This window comes from Bacteroides sp. 14(A) (assembly GCF_000526555.1).
Lineage (GTDB): Bacteria > Bacteroidota > Bacteroidia > Bacteroidales > Bacteroidaceae > Bacteroides > Bacteroides cellulosilyticus.
Genome location: NZ_JAGH01000004.1, coordinates 202,722 through 223,327, shown reverse-complemented (window position 1 = coordinate 223,327; position 20,606 = coordinate 202,722). Strand labels below are relative to the sequence as shown.

At 42.1% G+C, this 20,606-nt stretch carries 19 protein-coding genes; 4 read left to right on the top strand and 15 right to left on the bottom strand.

Annotated features, from left to right (window positions below; genetic code table 11):
• Positions 1-15 precede the first annotated feature (15 nt).
• Positions 16-444, top strand: coding sequence for a hypothetical protein (locus K429_RS0119800; RefSeq protein WP_029327804.1), 429 nt, complete (start codon positions 16-18; stop codon positions 442-444).
• A gap of 128 nt (positions 445-572) precedes the next feature.
• Here the strand turns inward: K429_RS0119800 and K429_RS0119795 are convergent, their stop codons facing one another.
• From K429_RS0119795 to K429_RS0119780, 4 genes are all read right to left on the bottom strand, one after another.
• Positions 573-3,236 carry a transglutaminase family protein gene (locus K429_RS0119795; protein ID WP_029327803.1) on the bottom strand — a complete coding sequence of 888 codons (2,664 nt, stop codon included), beginning with the start codon at positions 3,234-3,236 and terminating at the stop codon, positions 573-575.
• Positions 3,237-3,289: 53 nt separating this feature from the next.
• Positions 3,290-3,703, bottom strand: a complete 414-nt coding sequence (locus K429_RS0119790; RefSeq protein WP_022209559.1) for a DUF2141 domain-containing protein — start codon at positions 3,701-3,703, stop codon at positions 3,290-3,292.
• A gap of 137 nt (positions 3,704-3,840) precedes the next feature.
• A complete protein-coding gene (locus K429_RS0119785; RefSeq protein WP_029327802.1) occupies positions 3,841-5,781 on the bottom strand; it encodes a TonB-dependent siderophore receptor in 1,941 nt (646 codons plus the stop codon).
• 149 nt (positions 5,782-5,930) lie between these two features.
• A complete protein-coding gene (locus K429_RS0119780) occupies positions 5,931-6,875 on the bottom strand; it encodes a LytTR family DNA-binding domain-containing protein (RefSeq protein ID WP_029327801.1) in 945 nt (314 codons plus the stop codon).
• 286 nt (positions 6,876-7,161) lie between these two features.
• Between K429_RS0119780 and K429_RS31190 the strand changes: the two genes are divergently transcribed.
• Positions 7,162-7,296 (top strand): hypothetical protein, encoded by a 135-nt coding sequence (locus K429_RS31190; RefSeq protein WP_007215668.1) that lies wholly within the window; start codon positions 7,162-7,164, stop codon positions 7,294-7,296.
• 65 nt (positions 7,297-7,361) lie between these two features.
• Here the strand turns inward: K429_RS31190 and K429_RS0119770 are convergent, their stop codons facing one another.
• Both K429_RS0119770 and K429_RS0119765 read right to left on the bottom strand, forming a co-directional pair.
• Positions 7,362-7,736, bottom strand: coding sequence for a YccF domain-containing protein (locus K429_RS0119770; protein WP_029327800.1), 375 nt, complete (start codon positions 7,734-7,736; stop codon positions 7,362-7,364).
• Between the two features lie 42 nt (positions 7,737-7,778).
• Entirely contained in the window at positions 7,779-9,656 is a 1,878-nt protein-coding gene (locus K429_RS0119765) for a heparinase II/III-family protein (protein WP_044097057.1), read from the bottom strand.
• Between the two features lie 219 nt (positions 9,657-9,875).
• Here K429_RS0119765 and K429_RS0119760 point away from each other — a divergent pair, with 219 nt between their 5' ends.
• Positions 9,876-10,751, top strand: a complete 876-nt coding sequence (locus K429_RS0119760) for an AraC family transcriptional regulator (RefSeq protein ID WP_195653092.1) — start codon at positions 9,876-9,878, stop codon at positions 10,749-10,751.
• Positions 10,752-10,868: 117 nt separating this feature from the next.
• Here the strand turns inward: K429_RS0119760 and K429_RS31185 are convergent, their stop codons facing one another.
• Positions 10,869-10,997 carry a hypothetical protein gene (locus K429_RS31185; protein ID WP_255347656.1) on the bottom strand — a complete coding sequence of 43 codons (129 nt, stop codon included), beginning with the start codon at positions 10,995-10,997 and terminating at the stop codon, positions 10,869-10,871.
• On the opposite strand from K429_RS31185, the gene K429_RS31330 reads away from it, so the two are divergent.
• Complete coding sequence (locus tag K429_RS31330; protein ID WP_349844441.1) at positions 10,980-11,147, top strand: 4Fe-4S dicluster domain-containing protein; 168 nt, start codon at positions 10,980-10,982, stop codon at positions 11,145-11,147. The genes K429_RS31185 and K429_RS31330 overlap by 18 nt on opposite strands.
• A 15-nt stretch (positions 11,148-11,162) precedes the next feature.
• Here the strand turns inward: K429_RS31330 and dinB are convergent, their stop codons facing one another.
• From dinB to K429_RS0119720, 8 genes are all read right to left on the bottom strand, one after another.
• Positions 11,163-12,266 (bottom strand): DNA polymerase IV, encoded by a 1,104-nt coding sequence (dinB, locus tag K429_RS0119755; RefSeq protein WP_007215664.1) that lies wholly within the window; start codon positions 12,264-12,266, stop codon positions 11,163-11,165.
• A 197-nt stretch (positions 12,267-12,463) separates the two neighbouring features.
• Positions 12,464-14,164 (bottom strand): fimbrillin family protein, encoded by a 1,701-nt coding sequence (locus K429_RS0119750; protein ID WP_029327797.1) that lies wholly within the window; start codon positions 14,162-14,164, stop codon positions 12,464-12,466.
• Positions 14,165-14,181: 17 nt separating this feature from the next.
• The gene (locus K429_RS0119745) at positions 14,182-15,210 is read right to left on the bottom strand and encodes a fimbrillin family protein (protein WP_029327796.1); all 1,029 of its coding nucleotides are present in this window, start codon (positions 15,208-15,210) and stop codon (positions 14,182-14,184) included.
• A gap of 95 nt (positions 15,211-15,305) precedes the next feature.
• Positions 15,306-16,475 (bottom strand): fimbrillin family protein, encoded by a 1,170-nt coding sequence (locus tag K429_RS0119740; protein ID WP_029327795.1) that lies wholly within the window; start codon positions 16,473-16,475, stop codon positions 15,306-15,308.
• Between the two features lie 66 nt (positions 16,476-16,541).
• The gene (locus K429_RS0119735) at positions 16,542-17,522 is read right to left on the bottom strand and encodes a DUF5119 domain-containing protein (protein ID WP_231501899.1); all 981 of its coding nucleotides are present in this window, start codon (positions 17,520-17,522) and stop codon (positions 16,542-16,544) included.
• Between the two features lie 20 nt (positions 17,523-17,542).
• Positions 17,543-18,841 (bottom strand): DUF3575 domain-containing protein, encoded by a 1,299-nt coding sequence (locus tag K429_RS0119730; RefSeq protein WP_029327793.1) that lies wholly within the window; start codon positions 18,839-18,841, stop codon positions 17,543-17,545.
• A complete protein-coding gene (locus K429_RS0119725; RefSeq protein WP_029327792.1) occupies positions 18,841-19,215 on the bottom strand; it encodes a hypothetical protein in 375 nt (124 codons plus the stop codon). The genes K429_RS0119730 and K429_RS0119725 overlap by 1 nt, the downstream gene beginning before the upstream one ends.
• Positions 19,216-19,587: 372 nt before the next feature.
• Positions 19,588-20,553 carry a site-specific integrase gene (locus K429_RS0119720; RefSeq protein WP_029327791.1) on the bottom strand — a complete coding sequence of 322 codons (966 nt, stop codon included), beginning with the start codon at positions 20,551-20,553 and terminating at the stop codon, positions 19,588-19,590.
• Positions 20,554-20,606 lie beyond the last annotated feature (53 nt).

Here is a 20,606-nt window from a genome sequence, read left to right as displayed (position 1 = left end):
ACATAAAATAAGATTATGAAAATACTAAAGTTAATTACATTTGTATTAGTGATACTTTGCTGTAACAGTTGTTCTAAAGACGAAGAAGAATTTAATGTTATTGATGGCGGACAAATTGTTGAAGTACCGCAATCAGGAGGTAATTATCTTTTAAAGAGCAGCCAGTATAGCCAATGGTGGTTGGTTAATATCAGCATGAAGGTTGGAGATGGAGATATAACCAATCTATACGATGATAATGATACGCATAGTGCACAAGTAAAGAAAGATGGAAAACATGTGAGGGGAGACTATTACGACTTTTATCAGGATGTTCATACAAATACTGAAGTCATTTGCAGATTAGGAGCCAATCCTTCCGATGAAGAACGGACATTCGACCTTACTCTGGAAGCATGGGATTATTTTGAAACAGTCACATTGCATCAAAAAGGAAAAAAGTGAGAATGTGTAGCAATATCTCTAAAAGATAATCATTCTTTAAAAGTAAAGCCGAAACGGCACTTACACTTCAGACAAGAATCGTATAAATAATAAAAGAGGCTTCAAAGCCTCTTTTATTATTTATCTTTTTATAGTCCTTTCACCGTTTTCATCAACTGCTCACCCAAGCCAATAGTATACCCCTGTGAAACAAATACTACGCGATTGAAAGTATCGGCAATGATAAATATGGGCAATGTATCTTTGCGTTTCAGCTTCATACTCTTCACAATCTGCTGAGCTATGTCTTCTGTGTCGATTCCATAAATCACAGTATTGGGTAAACCGGGGAAGTCAGCAGCACGATATTTGCCGGCCTGTTCCTGATTCGGGAAGAGTAATACAAGCTTTCTACCCCATTTCTCCAGATCGGCTTTCAAAGCAGAGATATCCCGTAAGGCATGGTTTGTAGGCTCCTGGTTCACTCCAAGAATACCGACAACGAAGTATCCACGTCCACAGGCTTGAAGCAGACTTTGCTTGTTGCCGCCTTCCAATGTTGTGAACAAGCTCTCCGAATTGAAGTTTCCGATAACCTGTACCTCATCTTTATTTTCACGCATCACCAGTTTCGTTTCTGTACGTTCACCTGCTTTCACATTCAATGATGTCATTTGCGCCAATACACCACCACTTGCCAGGCGGGTACCGGTTACCAGAATATAATCTCCAGCATCCAGAGACGTTCCCTCCTTCAGCAAACTGCTCCATGTAACGCCGCCACCCATGTCTGTGTCACCCTCATCGTAAGACAACAACTGCAAATTACCTTGCGGAGTTACTTTGGAAATAGTGAAATGAGAATAATATTTCGGATTATCCAGTGACTGAATCGGTGTATATGTAGCTGCAAGCCTGCCCCTCTGCGCAGGTGCCTGTCCGGCTGCTTCGAAGTTCACATCTATGGCTCCATCGTCAGTTATCAGCTGTACTTTACCCGTCACCTCATCAATGCGTGCAGGAACTCCCATACTGCGTGCCATGGACACGAAGAAGATATCGCGACTGTGGGCATCGGCCAAACGTGCTTTCCACACACCTTCGGGAGATACAGGAGGTGCCCCCAGATTACATTCCTTGTTCACCTGAATGTTCTTTGCCACCCATGCAACCATCTTCATAGGCTCTGCCACATAAGCCTCAACATCTTCGTTCGAAATCACCTTACCAAAGAAAGTTTTATACGGAGTCAACATCTCATTGCTTACGCGCGGATTGCGCACATATTTACGGAAATATCCGGCATTCGTCGTACGTACACGAGACTGCATGTGATCTATCAACACATCCAGACGGACATCGCGAAGGTCTTTTGCCGAAATCTGCTGCAAAAGGTCTATCCCGCCTTTCCTGGAGTTATCAGAACGCAGACGAGTCATGAACTCACGAATTACTCTGTAATTTCCACGGGCGGCAACCAGAATCTTGGCTACTGCATCCCGGTCTAACTTATAATCTCTCGCAAAATTGCGTGCTGCCTCTTCCGAGATGAACTTACCGACATAGGCATTACGGATAGAGTCTTCTATCGCCAGTCTGCGGTCATTTTCCGCCCGCTGTTCCGGCGTCACTTCGGGTAAGTTGGCACTTTCTGCAGGAGGCACAATATCAATATCTACTGTGAAACTGTCACCCGCTTTCCTATCAAGGGTTACGGTCAGTTCCGGTTGCTTGCCAAAAGAAAGTTTAGAGAAGCCGAAACGACCATCTTTGGAGGCCCAGACAAGCATATCCCCTTTTCCGGCAGTCAGTCCGCACACACCACCATCATCGGTATGTTTCGTTGCTACGGTATAGAATTCCGCATAATTGTAGAGTTTGAACTCCACGCAGGCGTCAGGAACCGGATTTCCCGCTTCATCTTTCACCATAACCTTGGCTTGCGCTGTAGGCGCATAATTATCAATCACATTGATTTCCGTATACGTGGGGTTAACGGACATTACTTCTTCTTTTCCTTCATAACGTCCGAAAACCTTTGTATGCATCAACATTCCGCGACTGGCAGGGGCATTGAACCAACCAAGATCCAGTACCGGTTCCGGTTCGCAAGCACCCAGGAAATACCATTTACCATCTGCCCAGGCTTCCACCCATGCATGGTTATCGTCCGTATGTGCCCATCGTGGTGTATAAACCTGCCGTGCCGGAATACCTACCGAGCGAAGTGCCGCCACCAACAAGGTAGATTCTTCGCCACAACGCCCGTAAGCAGTACTCACTGTTGCCAGTGGTGAACTGGTACGGGCATCGGAAGGCATATAGACAGCTTTCTCATGACACCAATGGTTCACTTCCAGGATGGCATCGTACAAAGAAAGGGACTTCACACGGTCTTTCAACTCCTTATAGAACACTACCCGCGCACTATCCAGTTGTTCGTTATTCACCCGCACCGGAAGTACAAAATGTCGGAACAAATCTTCGGGAATGGTCTTTCCCCAAGACATTTCCTCTGCGGCACGCTGGGATGCACGGATATTCATTAAGTAAAATTCACCGGGATAATCAGTAATATCCGCCAGTGGCATATAGGCATAAAGGAATTCCAAGGCTTCCTGCTCATAAGTGCTCAGCGAAGCATCATCCAGTATCGTAAATAGTTCTCCCTGCGGCATCAGAGCCTTCTTTTGCTGAAAGTCCTGCTCCACGCGCGAACGATACGAGGCATCGGTCATGAAATGGGATTCTCCACAGGCAGCAAGCAGACAAAGTAGCCAGCATATTCCGAAAAGTTGTGTAGCTCGTCTCATAATACTTACATTAATTAAGGTGTGAGCTACAAAGTTAAAGAATTATCTGAAGTTTATTTCAGATGTACCACTAAAGTTGTATCCTCAGAGAAGGTAATACTGCATTTTTCGTAGGAAGGGGGGCCCATAACGCCTTCGGCATCATTGCTGAAACCAAACTTCTCCACAGGAATACCGAAAGCACCGGTATCCAATTTACCATTTCCATTCTCATCCTGATACATGGAGAAGGCATAAGTTCCTGCCGGAAGCCCTTTACAGGGGATAGACACAACTTTATCCTTCACCTCTACTGCAAAACCGGCAAGCGGCTTCTTCATGAATGTCTCCTGAGAGTTGTAGATGGCGACATAGAGTTTACCAGTCACATTTTCAATACCACGTACTTCCAGAGTAAGATTTTGTGCAGACAGACTTTGAGTTGCAAAAGTCAAAACACATACGAAACTAATAATCATTGCTTTCATTTGAATTGTTTTTAAAGAGTTTATAAATAGATACGCGGACAACACGGATTAGGCGGACGAACGCGGACCTTTTTTTTTATTAATATAGTTTTTAATCCGCGTTCGTCCGCTTTATCTGCGTCGTCCGCGTATCAATATTAGAAATTAGAAACATCATAAGCCGCCTTCTTCCCAAGTGTGATAAACACCCCGATATAGAAGAAATGATCGTTTGAAGCCAAAATAGCTTTATTATTCACCCGCCCAAACTCATTTTTCCGACAAAGGATATTGGTAGCAGAGGCATGGATAATCACTTTCTTACTGGGCAGGAATGTCAGTCCGAGATCAAGACTGTTATAAGGCTTCACATGATCATTCATCAAGCCCGGTAAATCCGGATTATGATAAGGACGCCCACTGCTGAAACGGTTCGTCAAACCGACTATCGTGCCGATTCGCGGAATGGAATACTTCAGCACTACGGATGCATTGTGCCGAGTGGCATATTGCGGAGTAGTCAGTTCCGTATATTCCTGAAACTTCCGCTTGGCAATATTATATGTATAGGAAAGTTGGTATTCCAGATTCTTCAGCAGGACACGGTCATTAAAGAACAAGTCGAAACCTTTACTGTAGCCATAACCACCGGAAGTCAACACTTCCGCTGCATCTACCGTTCCCTTTTCCACCAATGCCAGACGGTCATATTTCTTATAATAAAGTTCAGCTTTGTAGAAACGTCCATCACCCTCATACTGTGCACCCACATTATACTGAATGCATGATTCCGATTTCAACTTGTTCTCCTGAGCCAGCAATCTGCTAACCGGCAACTGTGTATATCGTCCCGCCGTAGCAGAGAGTACTACATCTCCCAAATAGTAATTAACAGCCAGGCGGGGTGAGAAATTCACCTTTTCATTCAATGAAGTATATTCTGTGCGGACAGAAAGTTCCGCCTTCAGTTGCTCCACCGGATAGTAAGTTGCCGAAAGAAAGCCTGCACTGATCGTCGGATTCATTTCATAATGGCTATCTATTCCCTCCGCCTCTTTCATCTGATATTGATAACGATTCTCATATCGGCGGATAAAACTCTCCACTCCCATATCCAGACGAAAAGCCGGAGAAATACGCTTGAACACTTTTGCCTTTGCATGAAGTTCCTGTTGTTGTTCCATCCAATGATCTGCCGAAAATGATACATTACCTATCTTCTGTTCAAAGAAAGAGAATGCTGCACCTGCAAACCAGTTCCATCCACCGGAAGTACGCTTACGGAAAGTTGTATTAAGATAGAAATTATTCTCATTCAAATCAAACAGTCTACGTTCAGCACCTTCATAATTGGAAAAGTCAGTATGATCATAGCCGCCATAAATCTTGAAAAGCGTAGCATCATCGGGATGATAGCGGAATTGTGCCGATCCGGTCATCATCCGGTAGGGATCTTCAAAATCCGTACGTCCTGAATAGATATGATCATAGACACATAAGTCCTGATAATCCAGGTTCACCGAAAGCGAACCTTTATCGAAAGCCCGTGTACCTCCTCCACCGAAGCCTACCGTAGAGGCATTGATGCCTAACTTATTGATAGGGCTCTTATCCTTTGTCTCCAATGGTAACACAGCCGAGAGTGCATCCCCGTATTCCAACGGAGCCCCGCCCGATTCCAGATTGACACCACTGAACATAAAAGTGGAATAACGTCCGCGTGCAGGTGAGTTTATGCCTGTAGCCGTATAAGGATTCAAGACGTGCATTCCGTCAATGTATGTCTGTGTTTCATCACTACTTCCGCCGCGCACCAGCAGACGGCCACTTTCTCCTTGTACCTGCGTGCCCGGCAGTGTCTGCAATGCCTGATACAAATCACCGTTTGCACCTCCCACGGTCACCAGTTCCACCGGACTCATATCACTCCAACGACTGTTGGCAACAGGCGTTTTTTTACCTTTCACTACCACTTCCTTCAAATCTACACTATCATTGTATAGTTGCAAGAAAACGGTATCCGTCACAGCTATCTGCGCTTCCAAGTGCTGCACCGTCAGCAATACACTTACACTAAAAAGTAGAATCAATCTTTTCATTTTATCTATGTTCTTTACGATTTCCGTCAGCAAACATAGACTAAGAATTTCAGGCAAAAAAATATCCGGGACAGACTGCCCGGATATGTGACAAACAGCACTCCTCCTGTGACGAATGGCTGTATTTTTCTTTATTCTGTGACGAATGACTACCCTTCCGCACCCCCTTCTATCAGCGTTTTTATCTCTTTTGCATAGCCTCTGGAAACCGGAACTTCTTCTGTACATCCTTCCAGTCGCAAACGGTATCCTTGTGAATTTCCATCTACTTTTACCACAGTGCGTATGTTCACCAGAAAGGCCCGATGACAACGGACAATGAACGAACAGGCGGCAACTGCTTCTTCTGCCTGCTTCATAGTAGCCCGCACTAACTTTTGCTGCATCTTATCCGCACTACTGTAAGCTACTCTTATATAATTCCCTTCTGCTTCTACATAAAATAAGGTATGGGCATCCACTTCCAGCATTTCTTTCGTTCCACCGGAGAAAACCAACTGCATAGGAGTTTCTTCTTCTGCTACTTCTTCTGCTGCCCTACCCTCTCCTATCTGTTCCTCATTCCTTGTCCGAATCTTCTCCTTCTGGGTATTCTCTCTTTTCGCAAGAGCGTAGTTGATCTCCGTTGCCTCCTTCAGATTACGTACCAGCTGCAAATTACGATTCCACATCAAAAAGAAGACAATAGGGAAAGGAGCAAGAACCGCCACCCAAGCCAAACTTATCAGAAATCCTTTCCAGCTCAGTATGAATGAACCAAATACCCAAGCCGTATAGAAACAGTTACCTATCGCAATCAGCAAACAAGCTCCTAAAGTTCCTAACAATTCACGGCCTAATGTCCAGTTCTTCTCACTATGATAACGGGGAAACAAAGCAGGAAACAAGTACGTGGAGATACTCAGTGCCAATGAAGAAACCACTCCATAACCTAACACTACCCAGAATTTATAGCCTCCCATCATAGAAATGCCAAAAGGCTGCAACACAAAAAGGATCAAAAACACTATAAGTGAAGGTATTATCACGCTTTTCCATCTCTTCACCAATGATGGATAAGGACTTCGTAAAAGTGTCAACAGTTTATTTATCATTATGACTTCCTGTTTGTAAGGGTTGATTATGTGTAAGATGCTACAAAGGTATATAAATTATTAATAGATCGTACATAGGTCATTTATTCCATTTTTAGTCACACATTTGTAATATGCATATAGCAAAAACGGGCGTTTCTAAAGAAAAACGAGGAGAAAGTGCATTATTTCATGTTTTAAAACATATTTATCGTGAACAATTCGTATCTTTGCAGCGTTAATAAGATAAAAGAAAAGATGTAAAACCCGCTTTCCGAAACGCGGAAAGCACAAAAAGATGACAATTATGAAAAAGAATGCAAATGAAATTTTTATGTTACAGTACCGTATTAAACGCTATCAAGCAATGGGAAACGGAACTATGTGCCAAGCTTTGAATGGCAAACTTCAAAAACTGCTCGCAAAGCAGGCTACCATGTAAAATAACACCTTTAAATAAAATGAATGAGGGCGGAAAACCGAAAAGTTTTTCGCCCTCTTCTTTTATCAGTCGCTTATGATGTCTTTTCCAAAAGGCGTCAAAGCCAATCCTGCCAGTTTGAAATGCTGTAGTCCGAAGGGGATACCAATAATGGTGATGCACAGCACCATACCGAATGCCAGATGAGAAAGGCAAATCCAGATACCTCCCAGAAATATCCACAATACATTCATCAGTATATACAGACAACCACCCGAACGTTCGCCACTTCGTACCGTTTTACCGAAAGGCCATAATGCAAGTGAAGCCATTTTCAGAGTTTGCATACCGAACGGAATACCGATAATGGTAATCATCATCAATAAACTGGCAACAAGGTATTCTATAGCGGTAAAAATACCTCCGAACACCAGCCATAATAAATTCATAAAACATCCCATAATTTTGCGTTTCTTGTATTCTAATACGCAAATATAGTTTTTTTATTTAATAACAAACTTATACTTACCTGTTAATCGCGCATCTTTATCTTTCAAGGCAATACGGTAAATCTCCGTTCCCCAAACATTGGAAAGACGTGTATCAGGCAAATTGATTGTTTCAACGGTTGCTATGAATTCACCGGGATATTCCAAAGTTACTTTCTGTCCCTGTACATCTATCGTCACCTTTCCGGGCACGGAAATATCCACCTTTCCCCAAGTGAGGAAGTTCACCTGATTAGGTTCTTTCGCTGATTTCAGGGAGAAATTATCGGTAATCGTCAGTTGCTTATCGCCTAATGAATAGGCACGTGTCCAGCTATTTACCTCGGCTTCTTTCGGATAAGCAGTCGCAATGTTCGCTGAGAAAAAACGTTTCTTCGGTTGGCAGACAACATCCGTAGCCTTATAATTCTGACCAAAACTCTGGGGTACTCCGTTTATCATCGGCAGGTTATGGTAATTACTTTGCATGGTCCAGATGGTATAACGTTCGTTACTGAATGTCTGACGTGTATAAGTTCCTACCCCCGCATCAATCAGCACAGGTATCGTATTGACGTACAATGAAAATGTACCTACATCATTATGATTATGACTTTCATTATTGAATCCGCCTTTCGTAGCCAGGAACCAGCCGGACTTATTGGTCAGATAGCAGAATTCCGTTTCAGGATACCAGGTACAAGCCGGTATGGTATGGGCAGCAGCCGTCTTTTCCAGTTCTCCATTCCATAATATGGACTGCAAGGAGCGGAAAGTGTCATTACCCAAAGGCACAGAAGAACGTTTACCATCCAGCAGATAGGCTGCAAACTGCATCATTTCCTCGCTGCCGACTGCACGGCCATAACGGTAAATCAACGGTGCATCGCCTCCACCCTTGGCAGAAGCATCCGCAAAGTTCACTACCCAACCGTTTCCTACATACGTACGACTGATATATTCTCCCATCCGGCGAATCATCGGTTCCTTGAAAAGAGAGACTTTCCCATCTGTTCCATCCGAAAGTATCTGGAGATAATCATACATTTTCCCGGCTGCATGTCCCCAATAAGAAGGACCTTCTTCACAAGCACCATCAGCCTTTACAAAATTGATGAACTTGTCTACCGACTGCATGCTGCGCCAAACAGCCTTTGCCAGACGATCACGGTCATTCTCTAATAAAAGATAGCATTGCAATACATTGGAGTTACACCAGGGATTCCAGTTATTAATAATCATTCCCGGTTTCCATTGGAAAGCCATCCACCATTCCCGGTCATTGTTCATATAAGGATCGAGAATACGTTCCTGCAAAGTATGACGCAAGCGCTGAGAGATTACAGGATCTATTTTATCGAAAGAATCATGGAAGAAGTAATATACCCACGACAACATGGAACCGAAATTTCCCGAACCCAGATCAATCACTTGTTCGCGATAATCGGGCAAAGAGCGTTTAGTGCTCTGGCGTACCAGATGGGCAGAAAGTACCCAGGAAGTCATCTCGCAACTGTAAAATGCTCCATTTATCAACTGGTCGATAAACCGTCCTTTTCCTTCGGCAAGTTCGGCAAGCATCAGCGCATTGATTGCTTTCCGGTTGGCCTCATAGGGATTTTGCATAATGTTCCGTTCACCGCTGCGTTCATACTCTAAGTAATCGGTAGCACGGATTACTTTCCATTCGTAATTAAGCATTTTCTCTCCGGCACGAATCAGGCTTTCTTTATTGGTACCCAGCAATTCGTTCCAGCCGGCACGGTCGTTATAAGCAGGATAAGGTACCCACTTCTGATTCATCACCAACGCTTCTTTCAGTTGTTCTTCACTACCGGCAGCTTTTTGCAAAAGATTTCGTTCTGTATATGCATGTGCGGAAATACCTGCCATGAAAAGCAGGCAGAAGGAAATAAAAATACGGAAAAACGTGTTTCTCTTCATGATATTAAAAAGTTAGATTTCTTTTTTGTGATGAGGCAAAGATACGCAAGTTACGGTAAAACGGAGGTATTCAATTATCCGTAGTTGGGTACAAAATCATCCATTTAGTATCAAAGTTTGTTTGCCTTTGGCTATTGTATATTCGCTAAAATGAATACTTTTGCATATATGAGTACAAAGAAACAGCCAACTATCCCCATGCACCGAATGGATGTTAACACACCATTCGGTATGCAATTCGGTTATTATGAAACTGATAGTAAATATGCTGAAAACACAAAATCGGAAAAATACATAGCTCACCGAGATGATTATTATTTATTCCTATTCATAGATACAGAAGAAACAATATTGACTATTGATTTTGAAGACATCCGAGTACAGGGAGAACAAGTATTTTATGTCCGCCCCGGCCAAGTACACTTCACACCTGTAATGCGAAAAGCGAAAGGATATTTTTTGGCTATAGACCCTGTATTAATCGAAAATCATTTCAGAAACCAGTTTGAGAAACAACTTACTACACAAAAACCGATAATGCCAGACGCATCCTTTTCGGATAAACTGGCTCAAACGGCTCATTTACTGCATACAATCATACAGGAAAAGCCCACTACTTTCGGCGAACAGATTACATTAAATGTAGCAAATGCATTTATAGGGATTATAGCAGAACAATATTCCAAACAACAGGAAGAGTTACATTATTCCAAAACCCGTTCGCTATTTATAGCACATCAATTTCAGGCATTACTATTGGATAATGTAAGAACATTGAAAAGTCCAATTCAATATGCTAAAGCATTAAATTATTCGCTTTCACACCTCAACGAATCGGTGAAAATCACAACCGGATTTCCTATAAGTTATTGGATACATCAACAGGTGGTTCTGGAAGCTAAACGACTGCTTTATTACACAAACATGGATGTAAAAGAGATTGCTTTCTCTCTGGGATATGAAGACCCTACCTATTTCTCACGCCTTTTTTCCAAAGTCACAGGAATATCCCCAGGAGCTTTCAGACAAAAATTCCACAAATAGTCCAATATATTCCCTGTTTATTCTATTTTCTGCCCAATTACACCGTTGTAACTTTGCAGGCGTAACAAAATCATTGAAACAATATCTGCAAAAGAAATGAATACATTATATATTATTTTAGCAAGCCTGATCTTGTTCTTTATACTCGGTCATTTTCACAGGCGTAAACGTGCAAAGAGTAAAGTTGTTCATGTAGTTGATAACCAATGCACCGGATGCAAACGCTGTATGAAAAGATGTCATCACAAAGTATTGGATTTAGTAAACGACAGTACAGGAGCGCATATAGCAGTAGAATATCCTGAAAGATGTACTGCCTGCGGGGATTGTGTCACAGTATGTAAATTCAACGCTTTAGAATTAATAGACCGTAGCAATAAACGTAACAATAGATAGCTCATAAAAAAACACCTACTTCCAATCACTAAATTCAAAGCTCAACTGTTCCCAAACGCCTTTTTCCCCGGTATCTTCCCGTGGATTGGAAACGGAAAGCCCTATCAACCGGATGGGATGATGTTCATAATCCACCTCCTTCAGCAGTTGTTTAGCCAAAGGCAGAATCACATCAAGAGTAATTAGTTCTTTGGATTGGGTTATGCTCCGGGTTATCTGACTAAAATCATGGAATTTGATTTTCAACGTCAGTGTATTTCCCTTGAAATCATTATGTTCCAGACGTCCTACCAGTTCCACTGCCGCATGATACAGTTCGATAATAACCGATGAGCGTTGCGAAATATCCTTCTCCAAGGTATGTTCGCAACCAATGGACTTACGGATACGTACCGCCTCTACCGGACGAAGATCGATTCCCCGGGCACAATCATAATACAATGCTCCTACCTTTCCGAACTCACGCAGCAGCATAGCCTGCGAACATGCACGCAACTGTTCGCCGTTATGAATACCCAATGAGTGCATTTTCTTTGCCGTCACCGGACCTACCCCCCAGAAACTCTCGATAGGCAGACGCGCAATAAAATCCATCGCCTGATCGGGATGGATGGTACACAGCCCGTCCGGCTTACGATAATCGGACGCTATCTTTGCTAAAAACTTATTGTAGGATATACCGGCAGATGCCACCAAGTTCAGTTCATTCCGTATTTTCTGCTTGATTTCCTTGGCAATATCTACAGCCAACAAAATACCAGGCTTATTCTCTGTCACATCCAGAAAAGCCTCATCCAGTGACAATGGCTCAATGATATCTGTATATTCGTGGAAAATTTCATGGATTTGCCGGGAGACTTCATGATACACTTCCATCCGTCCGTGAACAAAGATAAGTTGCGGACACATCCGTTTTGCTTTCGTCGACGCCATGGCCGAACGTACTCCATAGCGACGTGCCTCATAACTGGCAGCCGCCACTACTCCCCGTTCTTCCGCATACCCCACTGCAATAGGTTTTCCGCGCAACTCGGGATTGTCACGCTGCTCTACGGATGCGTAAAACGCATCCATATCTATATGTATGATTTTTCGTTCAGTGCCTTCGCAACACATCATGCATGATCACCTTTCCATTTTACTATTCAAAGATAATCATTATTTCCGTTACTCCATTGCGACAATTTCTGATGTTCCTGTTTCTTTCACCATTTTTATTGATTTTCCTACTCCGGCTCGATACATTTGCACTTATTTATCAAGGCTCCTCAATGCTCGTTTAATAAAATAGAAAATGCTGCATAAATGCAATATACTTAAAAAGCAAAAAAAGGACGAACATGATAACTTGAACTACTCTCCTTATCATATCCTTTTATGCCCACTCTATCCCAGAAATTATTAGTCATAACCTCAAAATGCCAAATAATAATCCAACTTTCCATTTTACTGTACTGAGAACTACATCGAAAAATATTCCTGTAATTTGATAACTCCCCTATGGAGCTACCCACTTTAGCCAACTGTCTATTTAACTTCTCCCTCATCTCAGTCCCATACCGATGATCCTCCCAACCGACATTTGTATTATCCTGAAAATCATCTTTCGGGGATCTCCCGCATATATTCACCAATACATCACACCATTGACCAATACTCGGTAAAAACCATGGACTACAAATATTCTCAGGTATCAGATTCTTCTTCCGATACTCCTCGATTCGTTTAAAAGCAGTGTATTTACTAAGGTCACCACTATGATTTGCCAGTATCGTCTCCGTTTCAGAGTAACCATTCATGTTATCCTGGATTGAGCCATCTTTTCCCATAACCTGAATACCATTTTCAACCACAGTCTTATCACCCCAACTACCATCACCAATAGTATTCAATCCCATTACATAGGCATGGTTCCATTTCTTCTTATTGCATTCCTTATCCGTCATTTTTTCAGAAGCACAGGTAATGACCATTCCAGCAGCATTTTCATAATCAGGTATTTTATCTCCTTCAAAAGCTCCGTCGCCGGGATATATTTCTATTTTGCCATCTTTAAAAAAGACGAAATCGCCGGGAAATAATTGTCGTTCTCTCTTACATGGATTTAGAGTACTATTAACTGTTAATGTATAGCAATAGCCGACGTTGAAAATAGTCTGATGCCCTGAGTAAGTTATATTTTTATCCATACCAGTACTTATGTCGGTCACTTTATAGTTTCCGGCAATCCTTGTTGCAGACTTGGGAAGAACAATAGCCCTATAACTCCCGTCATCCATCTTGCATGCTGTAACATCATTCAGTATTACTTGTTGGGCTGTCACATCTACTGTTCTCCCTATATTATCACGATAAGTAAAAATTGTGTCTCCAGGTGAAACGTATTCAAAAGATGCCTGCGGCTTCAACACTAACAATGTAAACTGATGACTAAAATTTAAATTCAGGATTTTCTTTGTGGAACTATTACCATCATCTGCCAACTCACCTATAGAAGTCATTAGATCGCAAGCAGTATATTTACTGACAGTAGACTGGTCGGTTACCGGTTGCAGAAGTTGGTTCTCAGCCAGTGAAGCAACAATCTCATCCGAATTTTGAGTTGCATCTATTGCAACATCTTCTTTATAGGGGTAATAAGCAATATAGCTCATCCCAGCAGTCCAATAAAGCGTAGTACCAGTAGGTGGATTCCAATCTCCCATAGCAATACCTGTTTTTTTATAAGTCAACTTTACATTGCTAATGGCATTTGCTATCGCATCGTTTTTTATGGCGAAAATACCGATAGCATCACCGGTATTGAACAAGGTTTCAAGTCCGTTCTCCATAGGTATCCGTGTCGAAGGTTTCCCGTTAGCAGAAACATTGTTGAAATCGCATGTTGTAGTCTGAACAACGAGAGGCATACGAGCTTGTTCTGTTTCTCCTTCGTCATTTATCTCAATTTCACAGGTACATCCGCTACATACAAAAAGAATGCAATAAAAGCCCAAACTGATGAAAGTATGTTTCATATACTTATTCTTAATAATTATCTTGTTTCCATATCACTACCGTCCACAGTTTCCGCACCACCGTTACCCCATGCTGGATTACTATTTACTGTTACAGAAACTCCCGATTTTGTATCGATACTGATAATATAGCTTACCAAAGTTCCCGGTTTCCATTTATCGGACGAAGGCAAAGGTTGATTATTCAAAACAATGGTCTCAGTACCATTCGCCCCTGTATATTTATAAGTGATGTTGAATGTATTTCCCGATCCGTTAGGTAGTAGGAAGAAAGTAGAAAGCAACTTCTTTTCTGTAGCACTATTGATGGGTACAGAGAAATTAGTGATAGTAGTGGTAAATGTTTCCATTGGGACGGACGAAGGATAATTCCACTCGAATCCTTTGCTATCGGTATCCAAAGATTGAAAGGTCAAAGTTCCACTTTTCACTCCCCGGATAGAGAAAGCGGTTATCGTTTTCTCTGACACATTATCATTGTTCTTCACATAAATAGCAATCTTTGTCAATGCATGGTTCATCACGAACTTCACCTTTCCGCTATTAGTAGCATAAGTCTGATTCATCAAAGGAGTGCAGACAAGCAAATCTATTTGTGCCGCTTCCGCAACTTGCACCTGATAAGTAAATGAAGGATATCCCCTGTCGGTAGCAGCCGGCAGTGTTAAGCCTTTGGCATTATGCGGTGCATAGGCAAAGAAAGTAATCTTATCGTTACTATTGGTCGGCCAGAATTTCGTGGGAGTATATTCCCATGTAGAGGCTCCGGTGGCTTTCGTCACTTCTTGGTTGTACATGAAATTTGGAGTGGAGGACAAAGCGTTGAAACTGCTTCCCTGTGTGAGATAAGCCAGTACGCCTAAAGAAGTAAGGTTATCTTTGGTAAAATCTATTCCACGCGTCTGTGCCTCTACAGTAGGTACAAAGCCAATGGAAACAGACAACACTTCCGTTTCATCAGTTTGCGAACAGGCGGTAAGCAATGCGCAACAAGTAGTGAGCAATACACAGCGGGTGGCAAAAGTTGAGAGTTTTATTCCTTTCATATCTTTCGATTTACTTTCTTGATCGTGTGCCCGGAAAAGGAGATTCAACCTTGTCCGGGCTTGGTTAGAAGGTATTGAAATAAAAAACACCTGGTTTAATTTACTGTAACAGGTTTATCTTCATCAGTATTCCAATCAAGGTTATCCGTTACAGCTATTTCAATCGCATTCAAGGTTATGGTAAACGTAAATTTATAAGCTTTCCCTTTGGCAAATACACCAGTTCCTAAATTTACTTCTTTGGTAAAAGAAGATTTTGTAGTAGTGGTAGAAACGGCAGTAGGAATGCTCACGATATCATAGGAGATTTCTGCCTTTACATCATCGTCCGCAGTGGTACCCGTTCCGTCAATAGGGATGAAGAACAAGTATTGATCAGTGGCAAACAGAGTGGATACTGTCCCATTCACTTCAACGCCAGCTGTAGTGTAATCATTCCATGTGCTGCTTGTCTTAAGTACACCATTAGCCGTAGTAGCTGCAATAAGGTAGGGACTCTCTAAGAACTTTGTTGTTTCAGAGGTTTGTGGAAGCGTCCATGTATCACTATGCATATTGTAAGTTGCTTCTTGGGCAAGTTTCGTGGTATGCTTCAATTTGATGCCTGTGATAAAAACTTTAGTTTGGGCATTTGTATTTACGCTAGTTTTAGCCAGCATTGTTACACGGGTAAGCATATGTCCAAAAGTAAAAGTAACTTTACCATTAGAAGAACTTTGTTGTTGATCTTCCATTTTAGATGCTACTAAATCTATCATGTCTTTTTGATTATCCTGCAACTTAAAGGTCAGAAGTGGATCTGTAGAGTTCGTAGCATTCGCCAATGTGATACCACTTGTACCTGGCGTACTTACATACGGGGCATAAGCGAAGAAAGAGAGTTTATCCGTGCTATTTCCCGGCCAGAATTTCAGTGGAGAATATTCCCAAACACCACTGCCACTACCGCCTGTGGCATTCCATGTAGTATGTACATTATCCATAAATGTACCTTTGGCTCCACCGGTTGAATAGTTTCCAGTGGTCTGATAGGCAAGGATACCGAAACCTTTATCGGTCATTTTTAGACCATTGGTCGTGGCTGTCCCTCCCTCCGATGGATTAGTTGCATTGTCCGTAACCAAACCTTTTGTCTGCGTACCTGTGTACACTCCGAAACCAATGGTGCGGTTCGTATCCGGCCTTGTTTCCAGAACTTCATTTTGTGAGCATCCCGTCACAGCCATAGCTGCCACCACTGCCCAGAATAAAAATTTTGTTTTCATAACTTGATACATATTTAATTAATAAAAGAGTTTCACCTTTAAATTCATGATATCACAATTCTTTGTTTATATCGGTATGTCTATTTCCTCATCCTCTTTCCAATCATCCACATCAAATCCGGAGTCTGCACTTCCTTCCGGCTTCACATCGGGAATAGTTTCAGGAATGGGGGCATCTATATAGAATGTAATGCTCCCAACGTCATCTATTTTTTCTTTTACAATTACGTCAGTCAGCACTTGTTCCACTACCGTCTTACCATCTACCAACAAAGCTTTCAGCGTCATTGAATGTGACATTAAACGGTCAAGGCTAAATACATCGAACATACCTGTCAACTTACCCTCAGTGAATGAACCTTCCTCATAGACGGGGCTCCCAACAGTAAACTCCTGACTACCCAGTTCCTCACCTGCATGTCCGTTGTGAAGAAAAACCGAGAGAGGTACATCGTTCAATGTACAACGTACCTTACGTACATTATTTAAACCTCTCACATTCAATGTCACCTGTACCCTTCGGACAAGTGGTATAGGCGTGAAGTGCATTTTACAGGAATTGCCGGAACTCACGTCACATGAAACCGGAGCAACATAATTACCCAGCATTTCACCCGTCACTTCAAAGTTTCGTATTGTAGCCGAAGCCAGTTTATCAGGAGAAGAGACAATGACACGCGTAGATGCACGCGTCTCCACATCTTTAGCATATGCTTCAAGAGATTCCAAGGCATCATACCCACGAAACAGAAGATTATTGAAATCGGTGAATGATCGGTTCAGGAACACGGCATCATAGGTACCCAGAGGTAGGCGTACAGTAGTATGCTCGCGTTCACCTGTCAATACGATACGGGGAGCACTACCATCCTGCGGGAAAATGATTAACGTAGCGCCCTCCTCCTTTTCCTCTTCCAATCCCGCACAACTCCAGTCCGCCGTCACAGTAACTTCAGCTTCCATATAGTAGGTCAATTCACGGCGTTCGCATCCCCATAACAGGCTACACAGAATAATGCACACCATTTCATCAACTATCAGTTTCATCCTTCTATTACCTACCACCCTCATTTCATCCTCCCTTTCTGTTTACGTCCCAACAACCAAACCAGTGAGATTTTTCCTTTTGTTGGCCCAAACCATGTATAGTTTCCACTATTTTGCCAAAGCAGTGTACGGTAATTATCGATAGCCCGGTAATGTTTATAATCAGTTCTTAGCAAACCGATTCCGATGCTAAATTCAAGGTTTAAACGGGAAGCGACAGGTACAGCATATCCATAGCTGATACCCGAGGCAATATAAAATTCCCCTTGATATCCTTTCTCCTTCCATTGCAGATCGTACTTACCTCCACCTGCATAGAAGCCAAGGAAATGTCCCGTAAGAGTCTGGCGAATTGTACGATTTCCAAGCCAATAGCGCCCTTCCAAACTACCGGAAAGCAGCTGAAAACAAAACTTGTCATTATCAATCAACCACCACGGAAATATCCATTCAACATTCAGAGACCAGCGGTTAGATTTACCAAAAGGCAATTCCAATTCAATGTTTGGAGCAAAAGCAAGGTCGAACAGAAGGTTTGTCTTTAAAGCAAAGGAAGGAGAAAAGGACTTCTTATCAGGTATTCTGAACTTATCAAGAAACTCCTTCTCCTCATGGGGTATGAGAGAAGATATAGTATGTTGTGTTTTATATGGCAAAGAACCGACAGAAAGCATCATTTTATGTTTCACATCTTTCCTCTTCACGGTGCACACTGCCGCATTGCGAAGCTGAGGAAGCAAATGTGCATCAATATACCGATAAGCTTCTCCACGGTTCAGATGTTGCAAAAGCACTTTACAACGCTCTGTATCCGGCACTTCATTCAGTATCTGCAACACTTCCGTCCGGTTGGGAATATCATTATCCAGCTCTACTGACTGGTGAAGTCCTGTCCAGTCTTCCCCTCGTGAATAAATAAGAATACGAGCCTGACTCAGATATGAATATTTCCCAAGGAGATACTCCTTCACACTAACAGCACGCTGACGGGCCAGACGAAAATTATGCTGGACATTCCCTTCGGGCGATGCACAAGAGGTGATAATTATCGTATCAACAGACAGAGCAGAAATGCTGTCGGAAAACAAAGCAGAAAAACATTCCAATGCATGCAGGTTATCCATATAATCAGATTCCACCAATGAACAATTGAAACGGAAATGTACTAATAAGGAATTATGGCAGATACTATCATGAAAGGATTTAATAAGAGTTTGGCTTACTTCAACTCTCATTCCTGCTGAATCGGCAATACTTGCAAATGCCGGAAATTGCAACAGGCAAACGCTGTAGACAAATATATGCAGCAACCTTCTCATTACAAGTCATTCAGTTTGATTTCAGATAAATAAATTCGAGTCATGTGGTTTATTATCCCCAAGCGGTTAGCCGCTGCACGATATTGTTGATACATTTCTTCACTGGTAGGATAATTGCAGTTAAGATGTTCGTCGAGAGTTTCCAGAATATCAAGCAAAGAAATGGACGTATAAGGACGGACTAACTCATAGGAGGAAAGAGTATCTGCAAAAGAAATATCTCTATGACGCACCAAACCTCCTGTTTCTAACTTTGTCAAAATACCAATCAAATACTCAGGATCAATATGAAGTTGAGCTGTACGATAGGGATGGCTACCCGCAGAAATGTCGCATAAAACGGCAATAGCTGTCTGTGTTAATTCTGTCAACATAAGCAAATATTTAGCTATTACTCCGTAAGTAACAGTATACAAAGGTATTACTCCGTAAGTAACGGAAGCACGCAAATACAGGAAATATAAGGCGTTATAGGGACACGGCGGGCATCTGAATATGAAATTACGTAAAAATGAGCGTAAAAAATCACAGGTCCATGTAAAAGGTAGCAACGTGGATAGAGAGAATGATGTGTGTTCTCATAGTCAAGAAGACCATAATATGTCTGTTTTCGGTTGTTTGTCTTGCCAGAGTCGTGTTTTTCTATGAAATATCAGTTAAATTTATCAATAATTATTTGTTTTAAAGAAAAAACTCATAACTTTGTGGTAGAAACAATTTTCCGTTACTTACGGAATAACAGAGATTTAAGCCCTACTCCACATCGTTTTCTTTCCAGAATAAATGTAATCAATTATCATCTGGTTTGCCTTTGCCATTTCTCCACCTTCAAAACTTTTTAAATAAGTTCGGGTGACTTCAAGAGAAGAATGTCCCAACCCCTCAGAAATCATCTCTTCAGGTATCTGACAGTATTTGGCAAGCGTAGCCCATGTATGACGCGCCGTGTATGAACTTACCTTCAGTACCTTCAAACCAGAATATGAAGCAAGTTTTAAAAGCCCATAATTCAATATGCGCAACTGACGGCAATACTCACGATAGACGACCTCTCCTCCCAGTTTCCCATCTAAGAAACGCAATAGATAAGGTGAAGTGGGGTCAGTGCTACGATACAAATTTATCAATTTCATTGCTTCATCGGTAACCGAAACCTGCAATTCGCTTCCTGTCTTTTGTCGACGGCAGGTCAGAAGAGTATGTCCGGAAAGATCAGTTCGTAAATCATCCCGATGCAGATGGATAAGATCAGTAAAAGGCATACCCTGTAGATGAAGCATCAAAGAAAGCAGGTCACGGGATTGGCGGATATTTCCGGGCAACTCTTTTGCATCCAACAGACAATGCATTTCTTCCGCTTTCAAAGCACGTTTTTGCTCAGATTTTACCCCTGTAAACACCACACTGAATAAACGATATTCACCAGCAATCAGCCCTGCATCGACAGCACGATTGTAAACTGCACGCAAAGCACGGGTATACGTAGAAACTGTATTCCAACTACAAAGCCGGTCGCGCAGGTGTCGCTCAAACAACTTCAACGACCGACGCGACAAGGCACCGAAAAAGATTTCACCACCTCCTACAAAACCTGTAAAGGCACGTAGTGCATACCGATAAACGTGCAACGTACCAAAACGTTCCTCAAGTTCCAACTCCTCCATCACATGAAACATATAAGAAGTGAAACTCTTCATTTTTTCTTCATTCATAAATCCTTCTTTTAAACAGTTAAACATATCCTAATAAGAGAAATTCATCAGCC